This window comes from Metallosphaera sp. D4-4 (assembly GCF_046245145.1).
Classification (GTDB): Archaea; Thermoproteota; Thermoprotei_A; order Sulfolobales; family Sulfolobaceae; genus Metallosphaera; species Metallosphaera sedula.
In genome coordinates, this window is sequence record NZ_CP176412.1 from 442,501 (window position 1) to 462,276 (window position 19,776).

Consider the following 19,776-nt stretch of genomic DNA (forward strand, 5'->3'; position numbering starts at 1 on the left):
CTGGATGATCCTAGGCAACTTCACTCCCCTCCCGGAAGAGGAGAGCTGCATGATCAGAGGAACCGAGAGTTTTAGTGAGGTAGCTGCCCTTGTGGGGAGCACAAATGTGAGGTGATCCAGCCGCAGGTTCCCCTACGGCTACCTTGTTACGACTTCTCCCCCCTCGCGGAGGAGAAGCTCGACCTCCCACCCCGAGGGGCAAGAGGCCTCACTTCCCCTCCACTCGGGTGGAGCGACGGGCGGTGTGTGCAAGGAGCAGGGACGTATTCACCGCGGGTTGTTGACCCGCGGTTACTAGGGATTCCTCGTTCACGAGGGCGAGTTTCAGCCCTCGATCCCAACTGAGGCAGGGTTTGTGGGATTGCCTTCCCCTCTCGGGGTCGGATCCCGCTGTCCCTGCCATTGTAACCCGCGTGCGGCCCGGAAGTTTCGGGGCATGCTGACCTGCCGTGGCCCCCTCCTTCCTCCGGTTTAACACCGGCAGTCCTTCTAGTGTGGACCGTCTCCGGAGAGACGGTTACCAACTAGAAGTGGGGGTCTCGCTCGTTGCCGGACTTAACCGGACATTTCACAACACGAGCTGGCGACGGCCATGCACCTCCTCTCCGCGAGTCTGGCAAGGTCGTTAGCCTGGCCGTCATCCTGCGGTCTCCCCCGGTGAGATTCCAGGCGTTGACTCCAATTGAGCCGCAGGTTCCACCCCTTGTGGTGCTCCCCCGCCAATTCCTTTAAGTTTCAGCCTTGCGGCCGTACTCCCCAGGCGGCGGGCTTACCAGTTTTCCTGCGGCACCGCGCAGGCACAAAGCCTACGCGACACCTAGCCTGCATCGTTTACAGCCGGGACTACTAGGGTATCTAATCCTATTTGCTACCCCGGCTTTCGCCCCTCACCGTCGGGCGCGTTCTAGCCGGACGCTTTCGCCACTGGTGGTCCTCCCGGGATCTGAGGATTTCGCCCCTACTCCGGGAGTACCTCCGACCTCTCCCGCCCCCTAGCCTGTAAGTATCACCGCCGTTCCCCGAGTTGAGCCCGGGTCTTTAAACGGTGACTTTACAGGCCGGCTACGGGCGCTTTAAGCCCAATAAACGTCCCGATCACTCGCGGGGCTGGTATTACCGCGGCGGCTGACACCAGTCTTGCCCCCCGCTTATTCCTCCACCTTTCTGGAGTGGAGAAAAGCCCTCTTGCGAGGGCACTAGGGGTAACGCCCTCACGGTTTCCCGCATTGGGGACGTTCCGCGCCTGGTGCGCCCCGTAGGGCCTGGGCCCTTGTCTCAGTGCCCAACTGGGGGCTCCCGCTCCCACGGCCCCTACCCGTTATCGGTTTGGGGGACCTTTACTCCCCCAACAGCCTGATGGGCCGCAGCCCCATCCTTGGGCGCCTCTCGACGGGATCAGCCGAGAGGCCTTTAGGCAAGAGATCATTCCAGATTCCCTTGCCTGCTCCGGATTAGCCCCAGTTTCCCGGGGTTATCCAGATCCCAAGGGCAGGTTAGCCACGTGTTACTCAGCCGTCCGCCACGCCCTCTTCCCGAGAGCGTACGACTCCCATGGCTTAGCCCTACCCCTATAGCGATCGGGTCCGGCAGGATCAACCGGAATTAGGGCAGCTAACCTTTCACCACCCTCGGTTCCCCTGTCGGAGATGAGAGACCCGGGGTTATTAGCCCCGGGGAACTCAACTCCCCATAAGCGTAACCCCGTGCGGGTGTTTTCCCCGCCGGGGGCATCGCGCAAGATAACTATTAACTTGAAACCTAATATAAAGCTTACGTCCTTATGTGAAGGTGGTTCTGCCTATTCCGGGAGGGAGTTAATAGTTGGTGACCAGGAAGAGAAATCTAAAAAATAGTTTTCAGTGAGAGGTCTTACTAAGTGGAAGATGACGTATAAATTCCCGGTAAGAGAGAAAAGGATTTAGATAAGAAGGGGGAGGAATGAGAAAGTTTATGGAAAATTTCTAGAATAATTCTAGAGCTAGGGGGTTTTTTGAAGTGAAATTGATGAACTAGAGTTAAGTAGAGAAGAGGGTAGAATGATAGGTTTTGGGGTGGAGTTGGCTGGGTCTAGATGTTGGTCTAGAGGGGTCTGTCCTGTGATGTAGCAGGATATGGTGGGTTGAGAGGATGCGATTGAGTAGAGGAGTAGAGATAGGTTTCGTGAAGATTGTTAAATGAAGTGTTGCCTGACTCGGATGAGAGATATTGAGCCTGGGCGGAGTTGTGGATTGTGGGATGCTGAATGGATAAGACATTCCGTAAGTGGGAGTTTGTGGGTTTTGGCATAGCTCACATCAAGCTGACTTGGGTGTGGTTACTTCCCGAGGGTGAGCAGGATCTTTGGGTGATGCAGTTTCGTCTCACGTGAAGTAACTCGTAAGTCAACACTTCCTAGAGCCTTCTCCGTCAATTTCTTGAGATGTGGGTTTTCCAAGCCCTGGGAGTGGGTTATTCCCATGACGAGAAGGATGATCGATCCCAACTCAAGAGAGCCATGGGTTGAGGTGGAAAGCGAATTAGATCCTGCGAACAACCCTTCCCCGTGACGTGGTAAACTATACGGAGTGTCTCGGTACTCGGAAAGGAGGCGGGAATGGTAAAAAGAGTGTAGTTTAGGGGATGTTAAATATGTTTTATGGGGGTGAAGAGATGACCCTGAGACATCAAATGTGGTTTAGACCTGGTGATTTTCCTGTTACCTTGTAGATGGGGGGAGACTCGGAGGTTCTAGGGATGGGGGAGATACCAAAATCCGTGAGTGTAAGGAGCGCGTTCCATAGGGTTGAATCTTAGAGAAAAGTGATACCTTGGGGGGATCCTGATCCAAGGTTTAGTGAAATCTAGACTTGCCTGTGAAGGTGGATCTCCTGTTGAGGTGTTGCGATGGGAGTTAGCAGTGTCCGAACCTGTAGCAGAGGTAGGCGTCGTGGAGCTCTTGGCCTAGCTCGTCCGTATGAGTGTGATCCTCGCGTTTTATCTCATCGTTAATCATCTTGGCCACGTCCTTAGCGTCATGCTGGAAGAGCGAGCCGAGCCATGAGACCGAGTTGATAAGCTTCGTGGCGATTTCCTGTTCAACTCCAAGAGAGGTTAGGATAACCTCGGCCTCAGCGGCTTTCAGGGTAGCATTGAATGAGGTCATGAACTGGTCGTATATGCCCAGCTGGCGGGCGTAGTCCTCAAGGTCCTGGGTTGCCCAGCTCCTCGGGGTTGGGTAGAGGACGGAGGCCGAGTACTGGGGGAGGTCTGAGTAGGTGGATGAGGGTGGGGTAATGAAGCCTGCTACGTTGAGACTAGAACACTCCCCCGTACATAGGCCTCCCATGAGGACTGGGGCTCCCTGAATCATGGGATTCTGGGTCTTGAGGTAGAGGTCTGGATCGGTGAAGATTTGCTTTATGAGATTTATGTCTGACCTTCCGCAGAGCCCGGAGATTGCGCCGAGGTTGGGGTATACCGCGACTGTGGGCAAGTCCATCAAGCTTATGTCGGGCATCCCGATCAGGTGGGAAGGAAGGTGGGTGACAAGTCGGATATCCGAATGAGGCTTAGTCTCACAGAATTTACTATGAAGTACCTGTTCCTGTTGAGGGCCTCCCTTTGGTAAACTTGAGTGGTGTAGTTTAATGTACGCGAATACGCATCATACAGTATCTCGGGCACGTAGGTGGGTATCATACCAGCGCCGGCCCACGACAGGTGGTTGATCGCCTGCTGAACCATCCCGATTCCCCTCAGGACTGGCCCGCTCAACCTGTTCACGAGCTTCTGCTCCGCCGAGACCTCGCAGGATGGGTTGTAAGGCTGGACGAAGTTCTTCGCGCTACCCTTCACGGGCAATATCATGAGGGGGTAGTCCTTCACCGTGAGGGATGAGGCGAAGCCCTTGCTACCTGTGGCCACGAACTCTGCCCCACCCTGGAAGACCGTGAGCCTGTCGGCCCCGCCAAGCCAAGAGCTGGACGTGCCCCCTATGAAGACGTAGACACAACTACCTCCAACGCAGGAGTCGGTCTTAACCAGGACCCCGTGTCTCACGAAGTCGAACACGTCCGGGGGAGGCTGGGTTGAGATCGTCCTGACCCCGCGCTGGACGTCGGTTGGTGCCCATCTAGTGGGGCCACGAGGGCTGGATTCATGGCGTACCTCTGGGGATTTAACGGATTACTACAACTTCCCTGGAGTTGTAGCGCCTCGCACTCTGTCTCCGTGGTCACCGACTCCACGGTCATGACTATCCCTAGTGCTGCAGCAATCTTCTGGAGGAGCTGTTCTCCCGTTATGGTAGCTACTTCACGGACTTCGTTCTGGATTAGGACTTCCCCCATTTCCTATTACCTCAAATATTCTCTGCTCTAGTACTACTCTCCCTAAATCGAAAATATTAACCTTCTCAGAATATTACGGAAACCAGGTGAAGTCGCGTCATACGTCGCTGAAGTTAGTGAAAGTTCCACAGTATCTTCTTGTCCTAAAGCACTTAGCCAGCAACAACGAAAGTTGTTAAATATCTAGAAGGAGAACATAACTTGTGATAGTTCAAACTGCTGCCGACGTGTACCTAGAGGAGGCTGATCAACTCCTGGAGAAGGGAGACGTAGTTCAGGCTAGCGAGAAGTACTATAAGGCTGCGGAGGAGGCAGTTAAGCTTCTGGCCGTGTCGAGGAACCTTGGGATAGTTAAGGAAGTGGAAAGAAAGGGGAAGTGGAGTCTCGACGATTTGCAGGAGGCTGTGAGAGAACTAGAGAAGGAGATGGAGGGAATTGAGGATCTCTGGAAATCTGCCATAATAGTTTTGAGTACAACACTTCAACCCCACATCCTTGAAAAGGAGGTTCGGAAAGTGAAAGAACTTGTCAGGATCTCAGATAAAGCGTCTAATACTTTCTTGGATTGAGGAGGCTGATCAACTCCTGGAGAAGGGAGACGTAGTTCAGGCTAGCGAGAAGTACTATAAGGCTGCGGAGGAGGCAGTTAAGCTTCTAGCAAAGAGTAGGGGTCTCAGGGTTGTGAGGGAGGTTGAGGCTAGGAGATTGTGGGATACTAGGTTACTGTTTGAGGCTGCAAACACGATCTCCGAGAGAGTGTATAGGGTGTGGAGGGATGCGTGGTATCTCCACGTAATGGGTTTCCACGAAATGAAGCTCAATTTAGACGAGGTTAGGCGAAGTTCCATCTCAATACACGAGCTTGTTGAGATCCTGGGCTCTGATTAGCTCCTTAATCCAGGTAGGCTAGGATGATGCTCTTCTGCTCTAGCCTGTAGTGCTGGCGAGCTGTAAAAGTTTCTTGTTGTCCATTAACAATAAGAGACTCTAATCTCCACTTTGGCTCAGTCAACTGTGCTCCCCGACTCGCGCAACATATTTTTAACCTTGAAGGAACTCGTATAATTGTGCGGGGATGCCCGAGCTGGTCCAAGGGGGCGGACTCAAGACCGCCAGGGTGATCCGCTGGCGCAGGCCATCCGGGGTTCAAATCCCCGTCCCCGCATAACATGAGAGAACCTGGAGAGGAAGGAGATTTCTAAAAATCGTGTTCCTGTTACATCTTCTTTAGAACCAGCGAGGTCAGGGTTGACTCGACTCCCTTCACTGACCTGATGCTCTCCACAATGTTGTTGAGCTCCGCTGAGTCCCTTGCCTCCACCTTCACGAGTATGTCGTAATCCCCTGAAATTTCCATGACCTCCTTTACCCCGGGGATCACGGCTAGCCTCCTGGTCACGGAGGTGGTATAAACGTTGGAGCCACACTTCACCGAGACCACGGCCTCAATCCTCTCTGGAGGTCTAGGCTTGAGCACCTTACCCGTGACCTCCTCCGCTATCTCCAGGAGGTCCACGTCCCTGAAGTATCTGGTTCCCTCGCTGGACTTGATCCTCGCCAACACCTGCTCCAGTTCCCTGTCGTCCAGCTTTACCCCAAGTCTTTCAAATCTATCCTTGACTGCGTGCTTACCGGTGTACTTGTCTATGACGTAATCCCTGGATCTACCAAAGACCTCGGGTGGCATGAATTCGTAGGTTCTTGGGTCGTTGAGTATCCCAGCAACGTGGACTCCAGCCTTATGCACGAAGGCGTAATCTCCCGTGATTGGGAAGTTGGGGGGCATGGTGATCCCGCTATACTTCTCCACGAGCGAGGCTACACTCGAGAGCCTGTCAAGCTTAACCACGTCAACGTTGAAGTGGTACTTGAGGGCTGCTGCCACAGCCTGCAGGGGAACAATTCCCACTCTCTCACCGAGGCCATTCACGGTCGCGTGAATTATGGTTGCTCCTCCCTCAACTGCTGCCAGGGCATTGGCCACTGCCATACCCAGGTCGTTGTGAGCGTGGATGTCGAACTCGACCCCGGGGACCTCCCTCACCAGGTAGGAGAAGAGTTCCCTAGTCTTCACGGGGTAGAGGATTCCCACGGTGTCAGCTATGCTTACCCTGTCAGCGCCGGCGTCCCTAGCCGTTCTGGCGACCTTAACCAGGTAGTCCAGGTCAGTCCTGGTTGCGTCCTCTGCCGTGAACCTGACCTTAACCCCGTGGGCCTTGGCGTACTGAACCACGTCCGCAATGATGTTGAGCGCCTCCTCCCTGGTGGTCTTTGTCTTGGCCTTAAGGTGAATGTCGCTTACCCCGTAGAAGATGGCTATCCTATCTACCTCGAGCTCGCTGGCAATTTCCACGTCCCTCTTTACAGCCCTGCTGTGACCCAGGATCTCGGAGGTAATCTCGCCCTCCCTCTTGAGCTTCACGATCCTCTTTATTCCCTCGTAAATGTCCGGTGAAACTGCCGGGTGACCGGCCTCAATCATGGAAACTCCCAGATCGGATAGGGCCTTGGCTATCTCGACTCTCTGCTCAGTGGTGAACACAACTCCAGGAGTCTGTTCGCCTTCCCTCAAAGTTGAATCTAGTATACCTACTTTCATCTATCGCACCTAGAAGTTCTAGATTGGTAAGAAACTTATTAATATCTACGTAAAAGACCAGTGAAAAGTTCGAACTAAGAAAGGGAGTTTAATATGAGTTCTTTAACGCCTTCAACCCCGATCTTGGGGGAGTATTTCTCGAGGATTGCCCCAATCAAGTTGTAGAATGCCCTGTTTCTGGTCACAGCTTCGACGTGATTTGCGTAAACGAAGATTAGGGCTGTCTTTATAGCGTTCTTCCTTGCCTCCATTTCCAGCTCGGAAAGAATTGCCTCAATCTCCTTGGGATCCACCTTGGATCTGTACTTCCTTAGCTCCACGAACTCCTCTTGATCTAGGACCGACATAATTACACCGGCTCAACTATACTAGCAGTTTCTTCTCCCTTAATAATTCTTGTAAGCTTACCTATCTTGTCCACGCTGGTTACTATTACCTTGATTCTGGACCTCTCCACGATTTTCATGGCCATGGGATCTAGAAGCTCGTAAGTTCCTGCCTTGACTGACTGCGTGTTTTCCAAGATTGATTTCAACTCGGTGGTAGTAACGCGTGGAAGGAACTTCGCGTTGGGGTTCTTCTTGGGATCGCTATCAAAGACTCCCTCGACCGTGGTCACCATTACAAGGTAGTCTGCCGAGATTGCCTCAGCGACTAGGGCTGAAACGGCTGCCGTGGATTGACCGGGTTGGAATCCCCCAACCACGACGACTTTGCCGTGACCCCAGTACTCTAGGAACTGCTCCAGGCTCTCTGGGATCCTGGAGTAGGCCAGGTCTGGCATCGACAAGGCCATGAGGAAGGCGTTGAGTCTAGCTACCCAGATCCCCAGTAGGTCAAGACTTGCTTCATTCAGGTTAAGTGACCTGCCTAGTGAGATGTACTTCCTGGCAGTAGTGCCTCCTCCCGTTACTAGGGCAACACGATGGCCCTCCTGGACCAGAGACCTAATAGCAGAAGAGAGGGTAGTCTTATCTCCTTGATCATCAAAAAACTTCCCTGTTACCTTGATTACTAACTTCATCAAGGTTGAATCGAGAAGTCGATAAAAAGTTTAAACTGGATAGTCGTCGGGTAGCTTGTGCCTGAAGTACTTTCCGGATTCGGGGTCCTTGAATAGACCTATCTTTACGCCCTTCCTTCCCTTGGGGGCCAGGGTCCATGCCTTTTCTGGAGCCAGCTCAGCTTCCTTTCCTCCAGGTGTCTTGATCTTAACTGCCTTCTTGTATGTCATGTTAATCAAGTTAATGTTGTAGGACTCATATTATAAACCTTTCCATGAGTATCGCAATTGATAATACCATGAGTTTATCAATGACTGACGTTGAAGGATTACCTTAACCCACGGATGACGTTGTTCCCCCGTCCACTAGGATGCTTGTGCCCGTGATGTAACTTCCCATATCTGTGGAGAGAAAGAGAAGGAGGGAGCCCAGGTCCCTCTTCACGTCGCCTAGCCTACCAACGGAGATGGGATCGAGGACCCTCTCCTTCCAAACTTGTTCGAAGGGGAGGCCCTTGGATTCGGCGTATCGCGATAGGGTTTTTTTCGCGCCTTCGGTGGGGAAGCTACCCATGAGGATCGTGTTGACGGTGATTCCGTGTTTGCCGTAGTCCCTTGAGAGGATCTTGGTCAACTGGAGGAGCGGGGAACGGGAAACGTCAGCGAGGACTAGGATGCTCTGGGGCTCCCTCACGGTCCAGGAGGAGAGGAAGAATATCCTGCCCCATCGCCTGGAAATCATGTCGGGGATAACCAGCTTAGAAAGGGAGACGGCGCTGAGCAGGTAGAGCTTGGTCGCGTATTCCCAGTCCTGAATGTCAGCCTCTGAGAAGGTGATGGGTTCCCTGGGTGGATTCCCGGAGTTCACTACTAGGATATCTATTCCTCCCATAACGTGAAGAGCGTATGAGACTAGGGAGTTCAACGAGTCTAGATCGGTCATGTCTGACTGGGTTCCGTAAACTGCTGGGCTAATCTTCCTTAGATCGTGAAGTGCCCGGTGCAGCTTCTCCCCAGATCTCGAGGTGATTGTGACCACGGCGCCGTGAGAGGCAAAGGTCTCTGCCACTCCCCTACCTATTCCCTCTGTGGATGAGGTGACCAGTACCCTTTTTCCCTGGATAGGAAACATCAGGTAAAGAGAGGGTTATACGTTAAAAATGTTGGGAAAGGATGTGGTCTTGACGCGTCATACAAGACTCTTGTAGAGTTCAAGGACCCTTAGGGATACTTCTCTCCATCTCCAGTTCTTGGAGATCTCCCTGTTTCTTTCCCATATCTCCTTCCTTAGGTTGGGGTCTCTCAGGGATTCCACAGCTTGTTTCAGTTGTTCACAGTTAGAGACCACAAACCCGTTGACGCGATCCTTCACCAACGTGGGAAGAACCTTAGCCCTATCCCCAACTATCACTGGAACTCCCCTGACCATGGCCTCCTTGATCACCAATGGATCTGCTTCAACTTCCGAGGTCAAGATGGTTGCCAGTGAACCGTCCATCAAGGCGTACTTTTCCTCGTCTGTCACCTGCCCCAGATACTTTACCCTGTTCTCAAGACCAAGTTCCTTCACGGTGCTCATGAGAAGTTGAAAATATTCTCGGTCCCTTACCTGACCTGCCAGTATTAGCTTGATGTCTATGTCCTTTATGCATCTTATGGCAAATAACTGGTTCTTTTCAGGGCTAATTCTTGCGAGGTAGAACAGATAGTCATGTGTTCCTTCTCTTGTTGGATACTCAAATACCCTGTCCTCTACGCCATTGGGTATGGTTACAATCTTGCTCCCCTGGAAACCTTTTCTTATCATCTCTTCTCTCTCCCATTCGCTTACTGCGATTATGCGATGAACTCTATTTCCCATGTACTTCTGCAACGCGTTTAGAATGGCTCCCCTGTTTACCACGAAAATGTCATGTGGGGTCATAACCATGGGAATGTCGTGAAACCTTGACTCAAGTAGGGTGAACCAAAAGGTGTAAAGGTTCCATGCACTGAATTTCCTCCCCAGATTGTGGAAGTGAAGCAGGTCAGGTTCCTTGTTGAACTTCCAAGTCCTTGGATACCTTATCACCCTTATTCCGTCTATAATCTCGAAGGGTTTGAGGACTCCCCTTTCCTCATAGGTATCCCTGGTTGTGTGTACCTCAACGTCAACTGAAAGCTTGAGGAGCTCCTTACTTAGGTTGTAAACATGGACTTCTGTTCCTCCCTTGACGGGTAGAAAAAGGGGTGTGAGCATCCATGTCCTTATGATCGGACACCCCTGCTCATGAACACCTCTAGGACAGCGATATAGTCGTCCTCGGAGAAGCCCCAGGATTCTGCCATCCTATACAGTTGAAGCGCAAGGGAGGACATGGGATTAATTACGCCTAACTTCTGGGCCTCCCTATCAATTATCTCGAGGTCCTTTCTCATGTGTTTTGTGGCAAACTGGGTCGAGTAGTCCCTTGTTGCCATCTTCCCTGCCTTGATCTCAGAGGTGGGAGATCTGGCACTGCTGTACTTGGCGAGGAACTCGGCAACTAGCTTGGGATCCAGACCGCTCTTGACCCCTAGGTTGTATGCCTCAGCCATGGAGGCCACGTAAGCTCCTATGAGCAGATTATTCACTAGTTTGGCGTACAGGCCCATCCCGTTCTTACCCATGTATAGCACGGTGGAGGCGGTATGTGAAAGAAGGTCCCTTATTTCCGGAAATCCCTCCTCTGGTCCTCCCACAAGGACTGTCAACTTCTTCTGCTCCACCATGATTGATGTCCCAACCACAGGAGCGTCGTACATCCTTCCTCCAGCATTGAAAACTTGAGTTGCCAACTCCATGCTCACCGAGGGCGAAATGGTGGACATGTCTACTATGGTCTTGCCCTTCACTACTGGTAGAATATCCGAGACCACTCCCTTCACTGCAGAGTCATCAGATAACATGAGGATGATTACGTCAGATTCCTGGGCAAGTTCCCTGACGCTTTTCGCTATTTTAACTTGGTATTTCCTTGAGAATTCCTCTGCCTTGGACGGGGTTCTGTTATACACCACGTCCAATTTTCCTGCGTTCCTTAGATTCACACCTATTCTCCATCCCATTACACCCAGACCAGCTAATCCCACGCGCATAACTAGATTACTCGACCCTGGTTAAAAGGGCTCTTATTCTCCTATGTTTTCCCTCGGTCCTGATCAAGTCTACGGAAATGATCTCCACGTTCATGGACTTTACCTTCTCTATGAGCTCGTCGTAGTTCCTAGCTTCAATCATGGTGTCCTGTATGCCGTCATATATCTCGTGCCCCTTCCTCTCCTTGGAGTAGAAGATCACGCGATAGGTCCTAGAGAAGGGCTTGTTTTCCATGAGTAGGTTGAACTCGCTCTTGCCCAATGTGGAGGTCCTAACCAGGGAGTAGCCCATGACCTCTTTCCTCTCCTCGTGGTAGTCCTCAATCACCAACGGATAGGGTTCCAGGATGCGGACGTCAGATGGCTCAGTGAAGGGGATGATGATCTTGTTTCCTATCTCCCTGTCTAGCGAGTCCCCTCCCTTAGAGTACCAAGAGGATATGGGGACTCCCCTCGAGAGCCTGGTGTATAGGTAGAGCGTCTTTTGACTCTTCCTTATCACCTCAACATTTCTAGAATCCATATCATATACGAGCTCTCCCTCAGGGTTATCGATTTCAGGCTCAAAACCCAGCTGTGATAACCTCTTCCCCACTTCCCTCCTTATCTCCGCCTTCATGCTCTCGTAGTACACGAGACCATTCGTAACTGCGAAGCTTGTCTCAAGTTCCTGCATTCTGGGGGATAGCCTAACACCCAGGACATACTTCATGGGCGAAGTTCTCAGGAGGGATAGGGCCTTCGTGGCAAAGTCCTCCTTTACCTGGGGGAGGACATCATTACACAGGTAGCACGATCTCCTCTGAAATCCTGTTCCGAAATAGTGGGAGAAAAGTGATTCCCCGACCTCTCCCATGTTAAATAGTATCTCCTTCATCTCCCCTAGATCTGGGAGCTCGTGTTCCTTGACTCTCCTATCAATTTCAAGGAGCAGGGAGAGCTTTATGGCCCTTCCCCTTTCACTGTTAAGGTGACCGTAACCGAGCTTGGCGAAGCATCTTCCTAAACAGGAATCGCAAAGGGGATATCTTTCAAGTAAAGCTAAGGCCTGTTCAGCCACCCATTTGGCCGAAGAGTTTTTCGACATCCTTTTTCCTTCTCTTGAGCATCTTAAGAGTTCTCTGTACCGTATTGAAATGCTCTATGAGTTCCCTTACCTCTTCAACCTCCGTCCCAGATCCCATGGCTATCCTCCTCATTCTCTGTTTATCAATAATTGAGGGATTGTCCAGTTCTTGATAGGTCATTGAGTTCATGATGGAAAGCCACCTCTGCATTTTCTGTTCTCCCACCTTAACCTGGTCCTCAGGGATATCCCCCATCATGTTCATTCCAGGTATCAACTGCAGGATCTTGGAGAGTGGACCCATTTTCCTCACGGCAACTATCTGCTTGTACATGTCCCTCAGGGTGAGCTTAGACTTCCCTGTCATGACCTCCTCCATTTTCTTCTGTATCCCCTCGTAATCCTCCATGGCCTTCATCTTCTCTATGATAGCCTCCAGGTCTCCCATTCCGAGGATCCTGGCCACAAACCTCCTGGGATTGAAGACCTCCAGTTCGTCTATCTTCTCGCCCACACCGATGAATTTTATTGGGGCACCTGTTGCCGCTACGGCAGAGAGAGCACCCCCTCCCTTCGCGGTACCGTCCATCTTGGTGATGATGATGGAACCAACGTTGCTGGCCTCGTGGAACCTCTTGGCCAGATCGTAGGCCTTCTGTCCCAGGGAGGCATCTATAACTAGGATAACCTCGTTGGGCTTGATCTTTTCGTAGATGTCCTTCATTTCCTCCAGGAGTTTAACCTCCTCGCCGTATCCGTGTCTTCCTGCTGTATCCACGATTACTAGTTCGTACCTCTCTGAAAGGAACTTCTCCACGCCTCTCTTGGCTATTCCAACTGCGTCCTGACTTCCCGGTTCCCCGTAAACGGGAACGTTTATCTGTTTCCCTATCTGCTGAAGTTGCTCCAGTGCAGCTGGCCTATATACGTCTGCCCCAACCAAGGCCACCTTATAACCTCTCTTCTTGTAGAAGTACGCTAGTTTGCCTGCGGTTGTGGTCTTTCCAGTGCCCTGGACTCCCACTAGCATGATAACCCATGGGATTGACTTGGGGTTAACCTCTGGTTCCTTATCCCCTCCAAATAGGGCTGAAAGCTCGTCATAAACTATCTTAATGAACCACTCTCTCCTCTCTAGGTTTGAGGGAGGAGTTTCCTTCTTGAGTCTCTCCTTAATCTTGTTGGTGAGGGAGAAAACAAGTTTAACCTGAACGTCTGACGAAATAAGGGCCTTCTGAATGTCCTTAATGAACTCCTCTACAGCTACCTCGTAGGAGGTGTTTCCTCCTAAAAATTTCCTTACTGCGTCCCTTATTCCGTCTAACAAGCTACTTTACCCTGAAAGTTACTTTACTCTAACTATCTTTTTCCTTCCCATTACTTCCCAATACTCCACCTCGGCGTCCTTCTTTATCTTGCTGGCCACATCTTCCTCAGTGGGCATGTCTATCTCAAAGGTTTCATACGTCTCAAGATCCATGATCTGAACCTTGTCTCCAACATTGGAGATGACCTGTCCCATGCGTTTCTCAATGATGGGCACTTCCACTGTTGAGTCCACTGGAGCCATGAGGGTCTTTTTAGCCCCAGTGAAGATACTGACTGCGACTATGTTAGCCTTGGCGCTTCCATGCTTTCCAGTCTTGGCCTTGGTGACCTCTACTACTCTGCAAGGCTCGCCATCTATAACTATGTAGCTACCTTCTTTCATTTCACCAACTGTGGAGTAATTTATCCCCATTATTATCCAGTTCACCACTTCTACACTAGGCTTAAAACTCTTGCTCTGAGCTTTGGCCCTTCATCATGGATCAGACCAGATTCCTCTTCACAGCAGATTTATTTTGAACCCGTACCCCTAAATAAGTATGCCTTGGAAAATCAGGTGTACTGAGTGCGGTACAGAGCTATCTCTGAACGTGAGCTTTGATATAAGTAAGCAGAAGTCAATTTACCACTACTGCAAGGTCTGTAAGAAGAACACTTTTAATGAGATATTAGGATATGTAGAGTTGGATGAAGAGCCCAATTCAGTTTGATCGATGAAATAACCTGTCTCGCCTGATCTTTGATTGATCCCGCGAGGTTCTCATGGGAAAAGTTTCTACCCTATGAAATCCTTGGTCTGAATTTTTTCAGGGATGTATTGGAAGGCGAGGAACTTGAGACCCTTGCTTGCCATGGCCTCTATCTCTAGCTTAGCCTTCTTCTGCAGGAACATGTTTATCTCCTCTTCCCAGCTCTTGGTCTTAAACCAGCTGTAGTTTTTGATCTCCAGTGCTCTCTTTATGTCGGTCTCCTTGGCCTTTATTATGAAACTTGACCTCTCCCTCTCGCTGAGGTAGGCCTTCTTCTTGGGAGTTCCGAAGATGTCGCCCATGGAGACGCCCAAGAACTTGGCATCTGGAGTGGCGAGCCTCTCGCTCTCGTAGGAGAGAGAGATAGAGCCTATCCTGAAAACGCTGTATATATACCATCCATATGGATCAGCGTCGGTCAAAATGTAAACGGGTAACTTCAATTCCTCGTTTAGCCTTCTCAGAAATCTCCTGGTTGCCCTATCAGGCTGTCCTGCACTGGTGATCAGAATGCACTTATACTTCCTCCAGAAGCCTGCCCTATGCAATTGCTGAAATACAGCGTCCTTCTCTACCACAAGGACGTAATCAGCGTTAACCTCAACGAAATCTATCAGGTCTGGGGTAGGCTCAATGGAGTAAGCTCCGTGTCCCATCTTGCTTAAGTCTATTATGTCGTTACCGCTCCTTAACCTCATATCCCCAACCACTTTCCCTTTCTCCTTGCTCAGGATCAGCATCTCCTCACGAAGGAGCGAGGTGAAGACCTCAATGTCTATTATGACGCTGTCAGATTCCTTTTGCTCGTCCCAGGTGTTCTCCTCGTGGGTCTTTCCCTTGGGATCCCTGAGAATTATGGAGTGCTTTCCCCTGTAATACAAGTCACGTATAGTGGGATACTCGTCGTTAACGAGAGCGTCGTATATTATGCTTCCCATGAGCACGGTCTGCATAAACCTTCTGGCCTCGTTCATATCTAGGAAGCTTCTCTTCATCTTCTCCTCTCCCAAGAGGAGGAGTTTCCTCTTTTCGTCGTACACGGTGTTAGCCAGGGTACGCTTGGGGATTTCCATGACCAGGGGTTCTCCCCTATTTAGCTGATCCAAGAGTGTGAGGAAGTTCTTCTTTAAAGTCTCGGCTGCCCTACTCCTTGCCTCCTTGTCAACCTTAGATACGAACTCGCTCATAGTGTCTCAACCCTATATGACTTAAATAATTCCAGATCCTTGTCTTTAATATTAAGCTTAGTCACCACTAGGTCTATCATCTTGTTTTGTATTTCCTCCTGGACCTTCGGGGCTAGCTCCTTTTTCCCATCCGTCACGAAGATGGAGAGCGACCTGGCAAGCTCTGGGATGTACTTGAGGTAGGTTAGAAGCCTCTTCCTAGCCTCCTCCTCCTTCCTCTTCTCTGTCATAAAGGTCTTAAGCGACCTTGAAGCCTCCATTATTCCGTTCCTTATCTCCTTCTCTATTTCCTCTACATCAGCTATACTCTCCTTACCTGCGCTCTTGTACGGCACCTTGGTACTGCAGAGGTGAACCATAACCACTAGGGGTAGCTGTTCATCCTCTATTCCATACCTTTTCCAGTCAATTTCCTCGACAACTTTCCATACAACGTCTGATTTCTCATCATATATAAGGGGGATCTTGTTAGCGTATCTCAGGACCGTGGGCTCCTCGGAGGGCTGAATATCCCCACCATAGGCTAGCCCAACCTCCACAATGAAGGGGTGACCTTGATAGGCCTTAGGTCTCCTCGTCACTGCGCCGACGTACTCTGGGTTAAAGGTCTGCTTCAGGCCAAGTTCTATTAAGTCGGCCCCAATTGTGGAAAGGGCCTCGGGTGAAGGGGGTCTAAAGTCAGGGAAGTTCTTCATGGCGTCTACCAGCTTAGAAAGCTGATCGTCGGTGAGCTTCTGGACCTTCTTATCAGGATCCAATCCGGCCATTTCAATTACGCTAAGGGCCGTTTTCTCTCCAACGCTCTGGAACTCCTTCACCAGGAAGTCCTTTACCGTTGTGTCCTCCTTCTGTCTCGAGATCATGTTCTTGAGTAACTCTATATCAACGCCGTAGGGATGGGGCTTTACTTCCTTGGGAGGGACTGGCATCTTGTTGGTTAGCCTAGGATACAGGACCACGTTGCCCTCTGGGTCCTTAAAGTAAAACTCGGCATAGGGGGTGATAATGTAGGTCCTCTTTATATACTCGTAGACCCTGCTCTTAGCCCTTATCCAGTCCCCTAGAATGTACATGGAGACTGAAGTACCATGATAGCCAGTGTCGTTATTCACTGAGCCTCTCTCGTAGATGATGGGCTCGTTCTTTGTTACATCTATCTTTAACTTGAAGCTGTAGATCCTCTTGGAGTTGAGCGGGGCAGTGGTTATTTCAATGGGCTTGTCCTGATACATCTGGCTGTAGAGGACGGCTGCCTTGACACCAAGCCCATACATTCCCCTGGTCTGCCTCAGTACATATTTTGAGCTGTAGAGCACCCTTCCAAATGCGTCAGGAACTACATGTGGTGGGATACCTATTCCGTTGTCCTCCACAGTGAGCCTATAAATCTCTTTTTCCTGGCTGGTTCTCTCAATGATTATCTTAATTGACGGAAGAATCTCGTGGACGTCTGTTGCATCCAGCGCGTTCTCAACCAATTCCCTTAGAGCTTGATACATAGCCCTAGCCGGATTCGAGAAACCTGCTAGCTCTGGGTTCCTCTTGAAGAACTCCGCCGGCGAGATGCTAGTAAATTTCTCTTTAGCTGACACTTAAATCACCATGATAGACATATTATTATGCGACTTAGCTTATTAAGGATGTGGCCAAGATCGGGAGGGCTAGGGTGGCGTCGGCGTAGATAACCGCCTGTTCCGCGTTCTCCCTTATCTTGTTCCAGGAAATTGCCTCCCTGGGCCTAGCTCCGCTAAGACTTCCGTCGAATTCTTGGGCAGTGGTGAGGTAGACTGCGTAATCTAGTCCATCCCTGAATTGGTTCCACCATATGGTGTGATGTTTGCTAATACCGCCACCTATGAGAAGGGCTCCGGCCATTTTACTTGAAAATACCCTGTCCTTGATGAGTCTCATATCCTCAAATAGGTTTATTCTCAACCCAGTGAACTGCGACTGAATGAACAGGTTTGTCCCGAAGCTTCCGTCCACCACCCCAGGGACTATGATGGGAGTATTGGTCTCGTACGCTGCCCTCAAGATAGAGTGCTTGTCCTCGATCCTTTTCCCAAATTCCCACAGGAGTTCATAAACTGGCCACTCCCTCTTCTCCTTGACCAGTGGAGGAAGAATCCTGTTGACAGCGTTCTCAACCATCCCTCCATAGTCCTCAAAGGGAATAAGTATGTTACCCAGCCTATGCACGTTTATCTTTCTAAGTTCCTCGTCGCTGAACTCAAACGACCCCTTATAATACTTCCCTCCGAAACTTCGGGCGATATCATGATCTATTGTGCCTCCCGTGGTTACTACCATGTTGAAGTATCCCCTTCTGATCATGTCAGCGAAGAGACCCCTTAGCCCAGTTGAGACTAGATTGGCAGTGAAGGAAATGAACCTGAGATCACACTCGGAAACTATCCTTTTGAGGATCCTTGATCCCCTGTAAATACTCTCTGCACTAAATCCGTAGACCTTGTTGTAAACCTCAAGAAGGCTGGATCCCCTAAGGTCGTCCAGCGTTATGTCCTGAACCTCCTCCACTAGTATGTCCTCCCTTCTCAACCCTTGGTCACCCCTATGGGTCTAAGCCTCATAACTAGCTTAGCTATCTTAACCTCGTGAGCCACCCTCGCAACCCTATCTACGTCTTTGTATGCACCGGGTGCCTCCTCAGCTATAACCCTACGTGTGGCAGCCCTCACTATTATCCCCCTCTCCTCAAGGGATCCCACAACTGAGTTGGCAGGGTAGTTTCTCACTGCAGCCTCCCTCGACATCCATCTTCCCGCACCGTGCGGGGCAGTGAACCAGGTCCTTCTACCCTCAGGTATTCCAGCCATTACGTAACTCGCTGTTCCCATGCTTCCTGGAATAAGAACTACTTGCCCTATTTCCCTGTGTTCCTGTGGGATTTCAGGGCTTCCTGGTGGGAATGCCCTGGTCGCACCCTTCCTGTGAACCAAGACTTTCTTCCTCTTCCCGCCTATGTCGTACTCCTCTATCTTGGCTATGTTATGGGCCACATCATACACAATGTGAAGGTCCAATTTCTCAGGATCTACCTTAAACACCTTACCGAAGCTCTCCCTCACCCAGTTAGTAATAAGTTGCCTATTACTCCAGGCAAAGTTAGCTCCAGACACCATCGCCCTGAAATAGTCCTGTCCCTCCCTGCTCTCAAAGGGAATTGCTGCTAGTTCCCTATCTGGTACCTCTATTCCATATTTCTTCATGGCTCTTTCCATTATTTGCAGGTAATCACTGGCTATCTGATGGCCTAAACCCCTAGATCCCGTGTGAACCATGACAGTAACTTGCCCTTCCCTTGTTATTCCGAGGGCCCTAGCTATCCTCTCGTCATATATCTTATCCACGACCTGGACTTCAAGGAAGTGATTTCCAGCCCCTAGAGTTCCCAGCTGTGCGGCTCCCCTCTGTTTTGCCACTTGACTTACCTTACTAGGATCAGCTAGTTCCCAACTACCCCTTTGTTCAATGTTATTCATATCCTCACTCCATCCGTAACCCTTGTCCACTGCCCACTTAACGCCCTCCTGTAGGAGGTTGTCCAGCTCCTGAGGGGTGAGCTTTATCCTGCCCTCGCTTCCTACCCCGCTGGGGACGCTCCTGTGAAGCTCTTCCACAATATCAACTAGTTTCGGTTTAATGTCAGAGTAATCTAGGTTAGTCCTTAACAACCTAACTCCACAGTTTATATCATATCCTATTCCGCCTGGGCTGACCACTCCTCCCTCATCTATGGACGTAGCGGCAATTCCTCCTATGGGGAATCCGTATCCCTGGTGACCATCGGGAAGCACGTAAACAGATTCCTGGACTCCTGGAAGACAGGCTACGTTAGTTGCCTGTCTCAGCGTCATGTCCTGTTTCATTTTCTCGATGAGTACGTCATCTGCGAACACAGTTGCTGGTACCTTCATGCAACCGTTCCTTTCTATCCTCCACTCAAAGGAGTCCACACGCTTTAGAGAAATATCCATGGAAGATTCAAATCATGTCAATCCTTTTTAAGTAATAAAACTGTTCTCATTGTGCTGATGAGTGTGGCGGACCCTGAATTGTGATGAACAAATCTACTCTGACTAAATCTTCTTTTCCGCCCTCTTCTTCATCTCCTCAAGTGCCTCTTGACGCTTTTCATAGACGTCCCTTAGGGGAGATGAAACGCAGTCCTCGGATATTGAGAATACCAGGTCCTTCAGAAAGGAATACGCACATGCCTTGCTGTGAAACTCGAGTGTTCTCCCTGCTAATGTCAGGATTATTCCCTGCCCCTCAGGAAAGGGCCTACCGCATGTGAGGCATACATGAGATTGTGACATATTGACGAGGATAGATTTTATATTTTTAAAAATAACCATAGCTGGTACTGCCCCGCCA

22 protein-coding genes, 1 tRNA gene and 1 rRNA gene (1 of these 24 only partly in view) are annotated in these 19,776 nt (G+C 50.4%); 5 read left to right on the forward strand and 19 right to left on the reverse strand.

All coding sequences use genetic code 11. The annotated features are described in order from the left end of the window. Positions 1-75 carry the 3' portion of a hypothetical protein gene (locus ACI49J_RS02510; RefSeq protein ID WP_275691944.1) on the forward strand. 60 nt of this gene lie to the left of the window's left edge, so 75 of the gene's 135 nt are visible here — the last part of the coding sequence; the start codon falls outside the window, past its left edge; the stop codon is at positions 73-75. A 31-nt stretch (positions 76-106) separates the two neighbouring features. Here the strand turns inward: ACI49J_RS02510 and ACI49J_RS02515 are convergent. The 4 genes from ACI49J_RS02515 to ACI49J_RS02530 form a co-directional block, all read right to left on the reverse strand. Next, positions 107-1,603, reverse strand: a 16S ribosomal RNA gene (locus ACI49J_RS02515). A 711-nt stretch (positions 1,604-2,314) separates the two neighbouring features. Next, positions 2,315-2,533: a hypothetical protein gene (locus ACI49J_RS02520; protein WP_240254601.1), complete on the reverse strand. Its 219-nt coding sequence runs from the start codon at positions 2,531-2,533 to the stop codon at positions 2,315-2,317. Between the two features lie 357 nt (positions 2,534-2,890). Further along, positions 2,891-3,325, reverse strand: coding sequence for a hypothetical protein (locus tag ACI49J_RS02525; protein WP_318552112.1), 435 nt, complete (start codon positions 3,323-3,325; stop codon positions 2,891-2,893). Between the two features lie 176 nt (positions 3,326-3,501). Continuing rightward, positions 3,502-4,038 (reverse strand): hypothetical protein, encoded by a 537-nt coding sequence (locus ACI49J_RS02530; protein ID WP_240254597.1) that lies wholly within the window; start codon positions 4,036-4,038, stop codon positions 3,502-3,504. 99 nt (positions 4,039-4,137) lie between these two features. Between ACI49J_RS02530 and ACI49J_RS02535 the strand changes: the two genes are divergently transcribed. From ACI49J_RS02535 to ACI49J_RS02550, 4 genes are all read left to right on the forward strand, one after another. Further along, positions 4,138-4,359 carry a hypothetical protein gene (locus tag ACI49J_RS02535; RefSeq protein WP_240254594.1) on the forward strand — a complete coding sequence of 74 codons (222 nt, stop codon included), beginning with the start codon at positions 4,138-4,140 and terminating at the stop codon, positions 4,357-4,359. Positions 4,360-4,531: 172 nt separating this feature from the next. Beyond that, complete coding sequence (locus ACI49J_RS02540; RefSeq protein ID WP_240254592.1) at positions 4,532-4,897, forward strand: PaREP1 family protein; 366 nt, start codon at positions 4,532-4,534, stop codon at positions 4,895-4,897. Next, a complete protein-coding gene (locus ACI49J_RS02545) occupies positions 4,854-5,216 on the forward strand; it encodes a PaREP1 family protein (protein WP_240254590.1) in 363 nt (120 codons plus the stop codon). Before ACI49J_RS02540 ends, ACI49J_RS02545 begins: the two co-directional genes overlap by 44 nt. A gap of 181 nt (positions 5,217-5,397) precedes the next feature. Continuing rightward, positions 5,398-5,493: transfer RNA gene (locus ACI49J_RS02550), tRNA-Leu, on the forward strand. 51 nt (positions 5,494-5,544) lie between these two features. On the opposite strand, the gene lysS is transcribed toward ACI49J_RS02550, so the two are convergent. The 15 genes from lysS to ACI49J_RS02625 all read right to left on the reverse strand — a co-directional run bounded on the left by lysS (position 5,545) and on the right by ACI49J_RS02625 (position 19,718). Continuing rightward, positions 5,545-6,927 (reverse strand): homocitrate synthase, encoded by a 1,383-nt coding sequence (lysS, locus tag ACI49J_RS02555; protein WP_240254588.1) that lies wholly within the window; start codon positions 6,925-6,927, stop codon positions 5,545-5,547. Positions 6,928-7,001: 74 nt separating this feature from the next. Further along, positions 7,002-7,274, reverse strand: a complete 273-nt coding sequence (locus tag ACI49J_RS02560; RefSeq protein WP_240254586.1) for a hypothetical protein — start codon at positions 7,272-7,274, stop codon at positions 7,002-7,004. 2 nt (positions 7,275-7,276) lie between these two features. After that, positions 7,277-7,951, reverse strand: coding sequence for a UMP kinase (gene pyrH, locus ACI49J_RS02565; protein ID WP_240254584.1), 675 nt, complete (start codon positions 7,949-7,951; stop codon positions 7,277-7,279). 30 nt (positions 7,952-7,981) lie between these two features. Next, positions 7,982-8,161: a chromatin protein Cren7 gene (locus ACI49J_RS02570; protein ID WP_012021704.1), complete on the reverse strand. Its 180-nt coding sequence runs from the start codon at positions 8,159-8,161 to the stop codon at positions 7,982-7,984. A gap of 103 nt (positions 8,162-8,264) precedes the next feature. Then, the gene (locus ACI49J_RS02575; protein WP_240254654.1) at positions 8,265-9,065 is read right to left on the reverse strand and encodes an SDR family oxidoreductase; all 801 of its coding nucleotides are present in this window, start codon (positions 9,063-9,065) and stop codon (positions 8,265-8,267) included. 54 nt (positions 9,066-9,119) lie between these two features. Further along, positions 9,120-10,169, reverse strand: a complete 1,050-nt coding sequence (gene agl16 / locus ACI49J_RS02580) for a glycosylation protein Agl16 (protein WP_240254582.1) — start codon at positions 10,167-10,169, stop codon at positions 9,120-9,122. A gap of 8 nt (positions 10,170-10,177) precedes the next feature. Beyond that, positions 10,178-11,047, reverse strand: a complete 870-nt coding sequence (locus ACI49J_RS02585; RefSeq protein WP_240254580.1) for an NAD(P)-dependent oxidoreductase — start codon at positions 11,045-11,047, stop codon at positions 10,178-10,180. A 7-nt stretch (positions 11,048-11,054) separates the two neighbouring features. Continuing rightward, positions 11,055-12,134, reverse strand: a complete 1,080-nt coding sequence (locus ACI49J_RS02590) for a pseudouridylate synthase (protein WP_240254578.1) — start codon at positions 12,132-12,134, stop codon at positions 11,055-11,057. Continuing rightward, on the reverse strand, positions 12,100-13,440 hold the full coding sequence (locus ACI49J_RS02595) for a signal recognition particle protein Srp54 (protein ID WP_240254577.1): 1,341 nt from the start codon (positions 13,438-13,440) through the stop codon (positions 12,100-12,102). The genes ACI49J_RS02590 and ACI49J_RS02595 overlap by 35 nt, the downstream gene beginning before the upstream one ends. Before the next feature lie 18 nt (positions 13,441-13,458). Continuing rightward, entirely contained in the window at positions 13,459-13,854 is a 396-nt protein-coding gene (locus ACI49J_RS02600) for a translation initiation factor IF-5A (RefSeq protein WP_238026064.1), read from the reverse strand. A gap of 363 nt (positions 13,855-14,217) precedes the next feature. Continuing rightward, positions 14,218-15,378: a DNA topoisomerase IV subunit A gene (locus ACI49J_RS02605; protein WP_240254576.1), complete on the reverse strand. Its 1,161-nt coding sequence runs from the start codon at positions 15,376-15,378 to the stop codon at positions 14,218-14,220. After that, positions 15,375-16,970, reverse strand: a complete 1,596-nt coding sequence (locus ACI49J_RS02610; RefSeq protein WP_240254575.1) for a DNA topoisomerase VI subunit B — start codon at positions 16,968-16,970, stop codon at positions 15,375-15,377. The genes ACI49J_RS02605 and ACI49J_RS02610 overlap by 4 nt, the downstream gene beginning before the upstream one ends. A gap of 34 nt (positions 16,971-17,004) precedes the next feature. Beyond that, positions 17,005-17,937 (reverse strand): deoxyhypusine synthase, encoded by a 933-nt coding sequence (locus tag ACI49J_RS02615; protein WP_240254574.1) that lies wholly within the window; start codon positions 17,935-17,937, stop codon positions 17,005-17,007. Beyond that, positions 17,934-19,376 (reverse strand): RtcB family protein, encoded by a 1,443-nt coding sequence (locus ACI49J_RS02620; protein WP_048060137.1) that lies wholly within the window; start codon positions 19,374-19,376, stop codon positions 17,934-17,936. The genes ACI49J_RS02615 and ACI49J_RS02620 overlap by 4 nt, the downstream gene beginning before the upstream one ends. A 102-nt stretch (positions 19,377-19,478) precedes the next feature. Further along, a complete protein-coding gene (locus ACI49J_RS02625; protein ID WP_048060136.1) occupies positions 19,479-19,718 on the reverse strand; it encodes a hypothetical protein in 240 nt (79 codons plus the stop codon). Positions 19,719-19,776 lie beyond the last annotated feature (58 nt).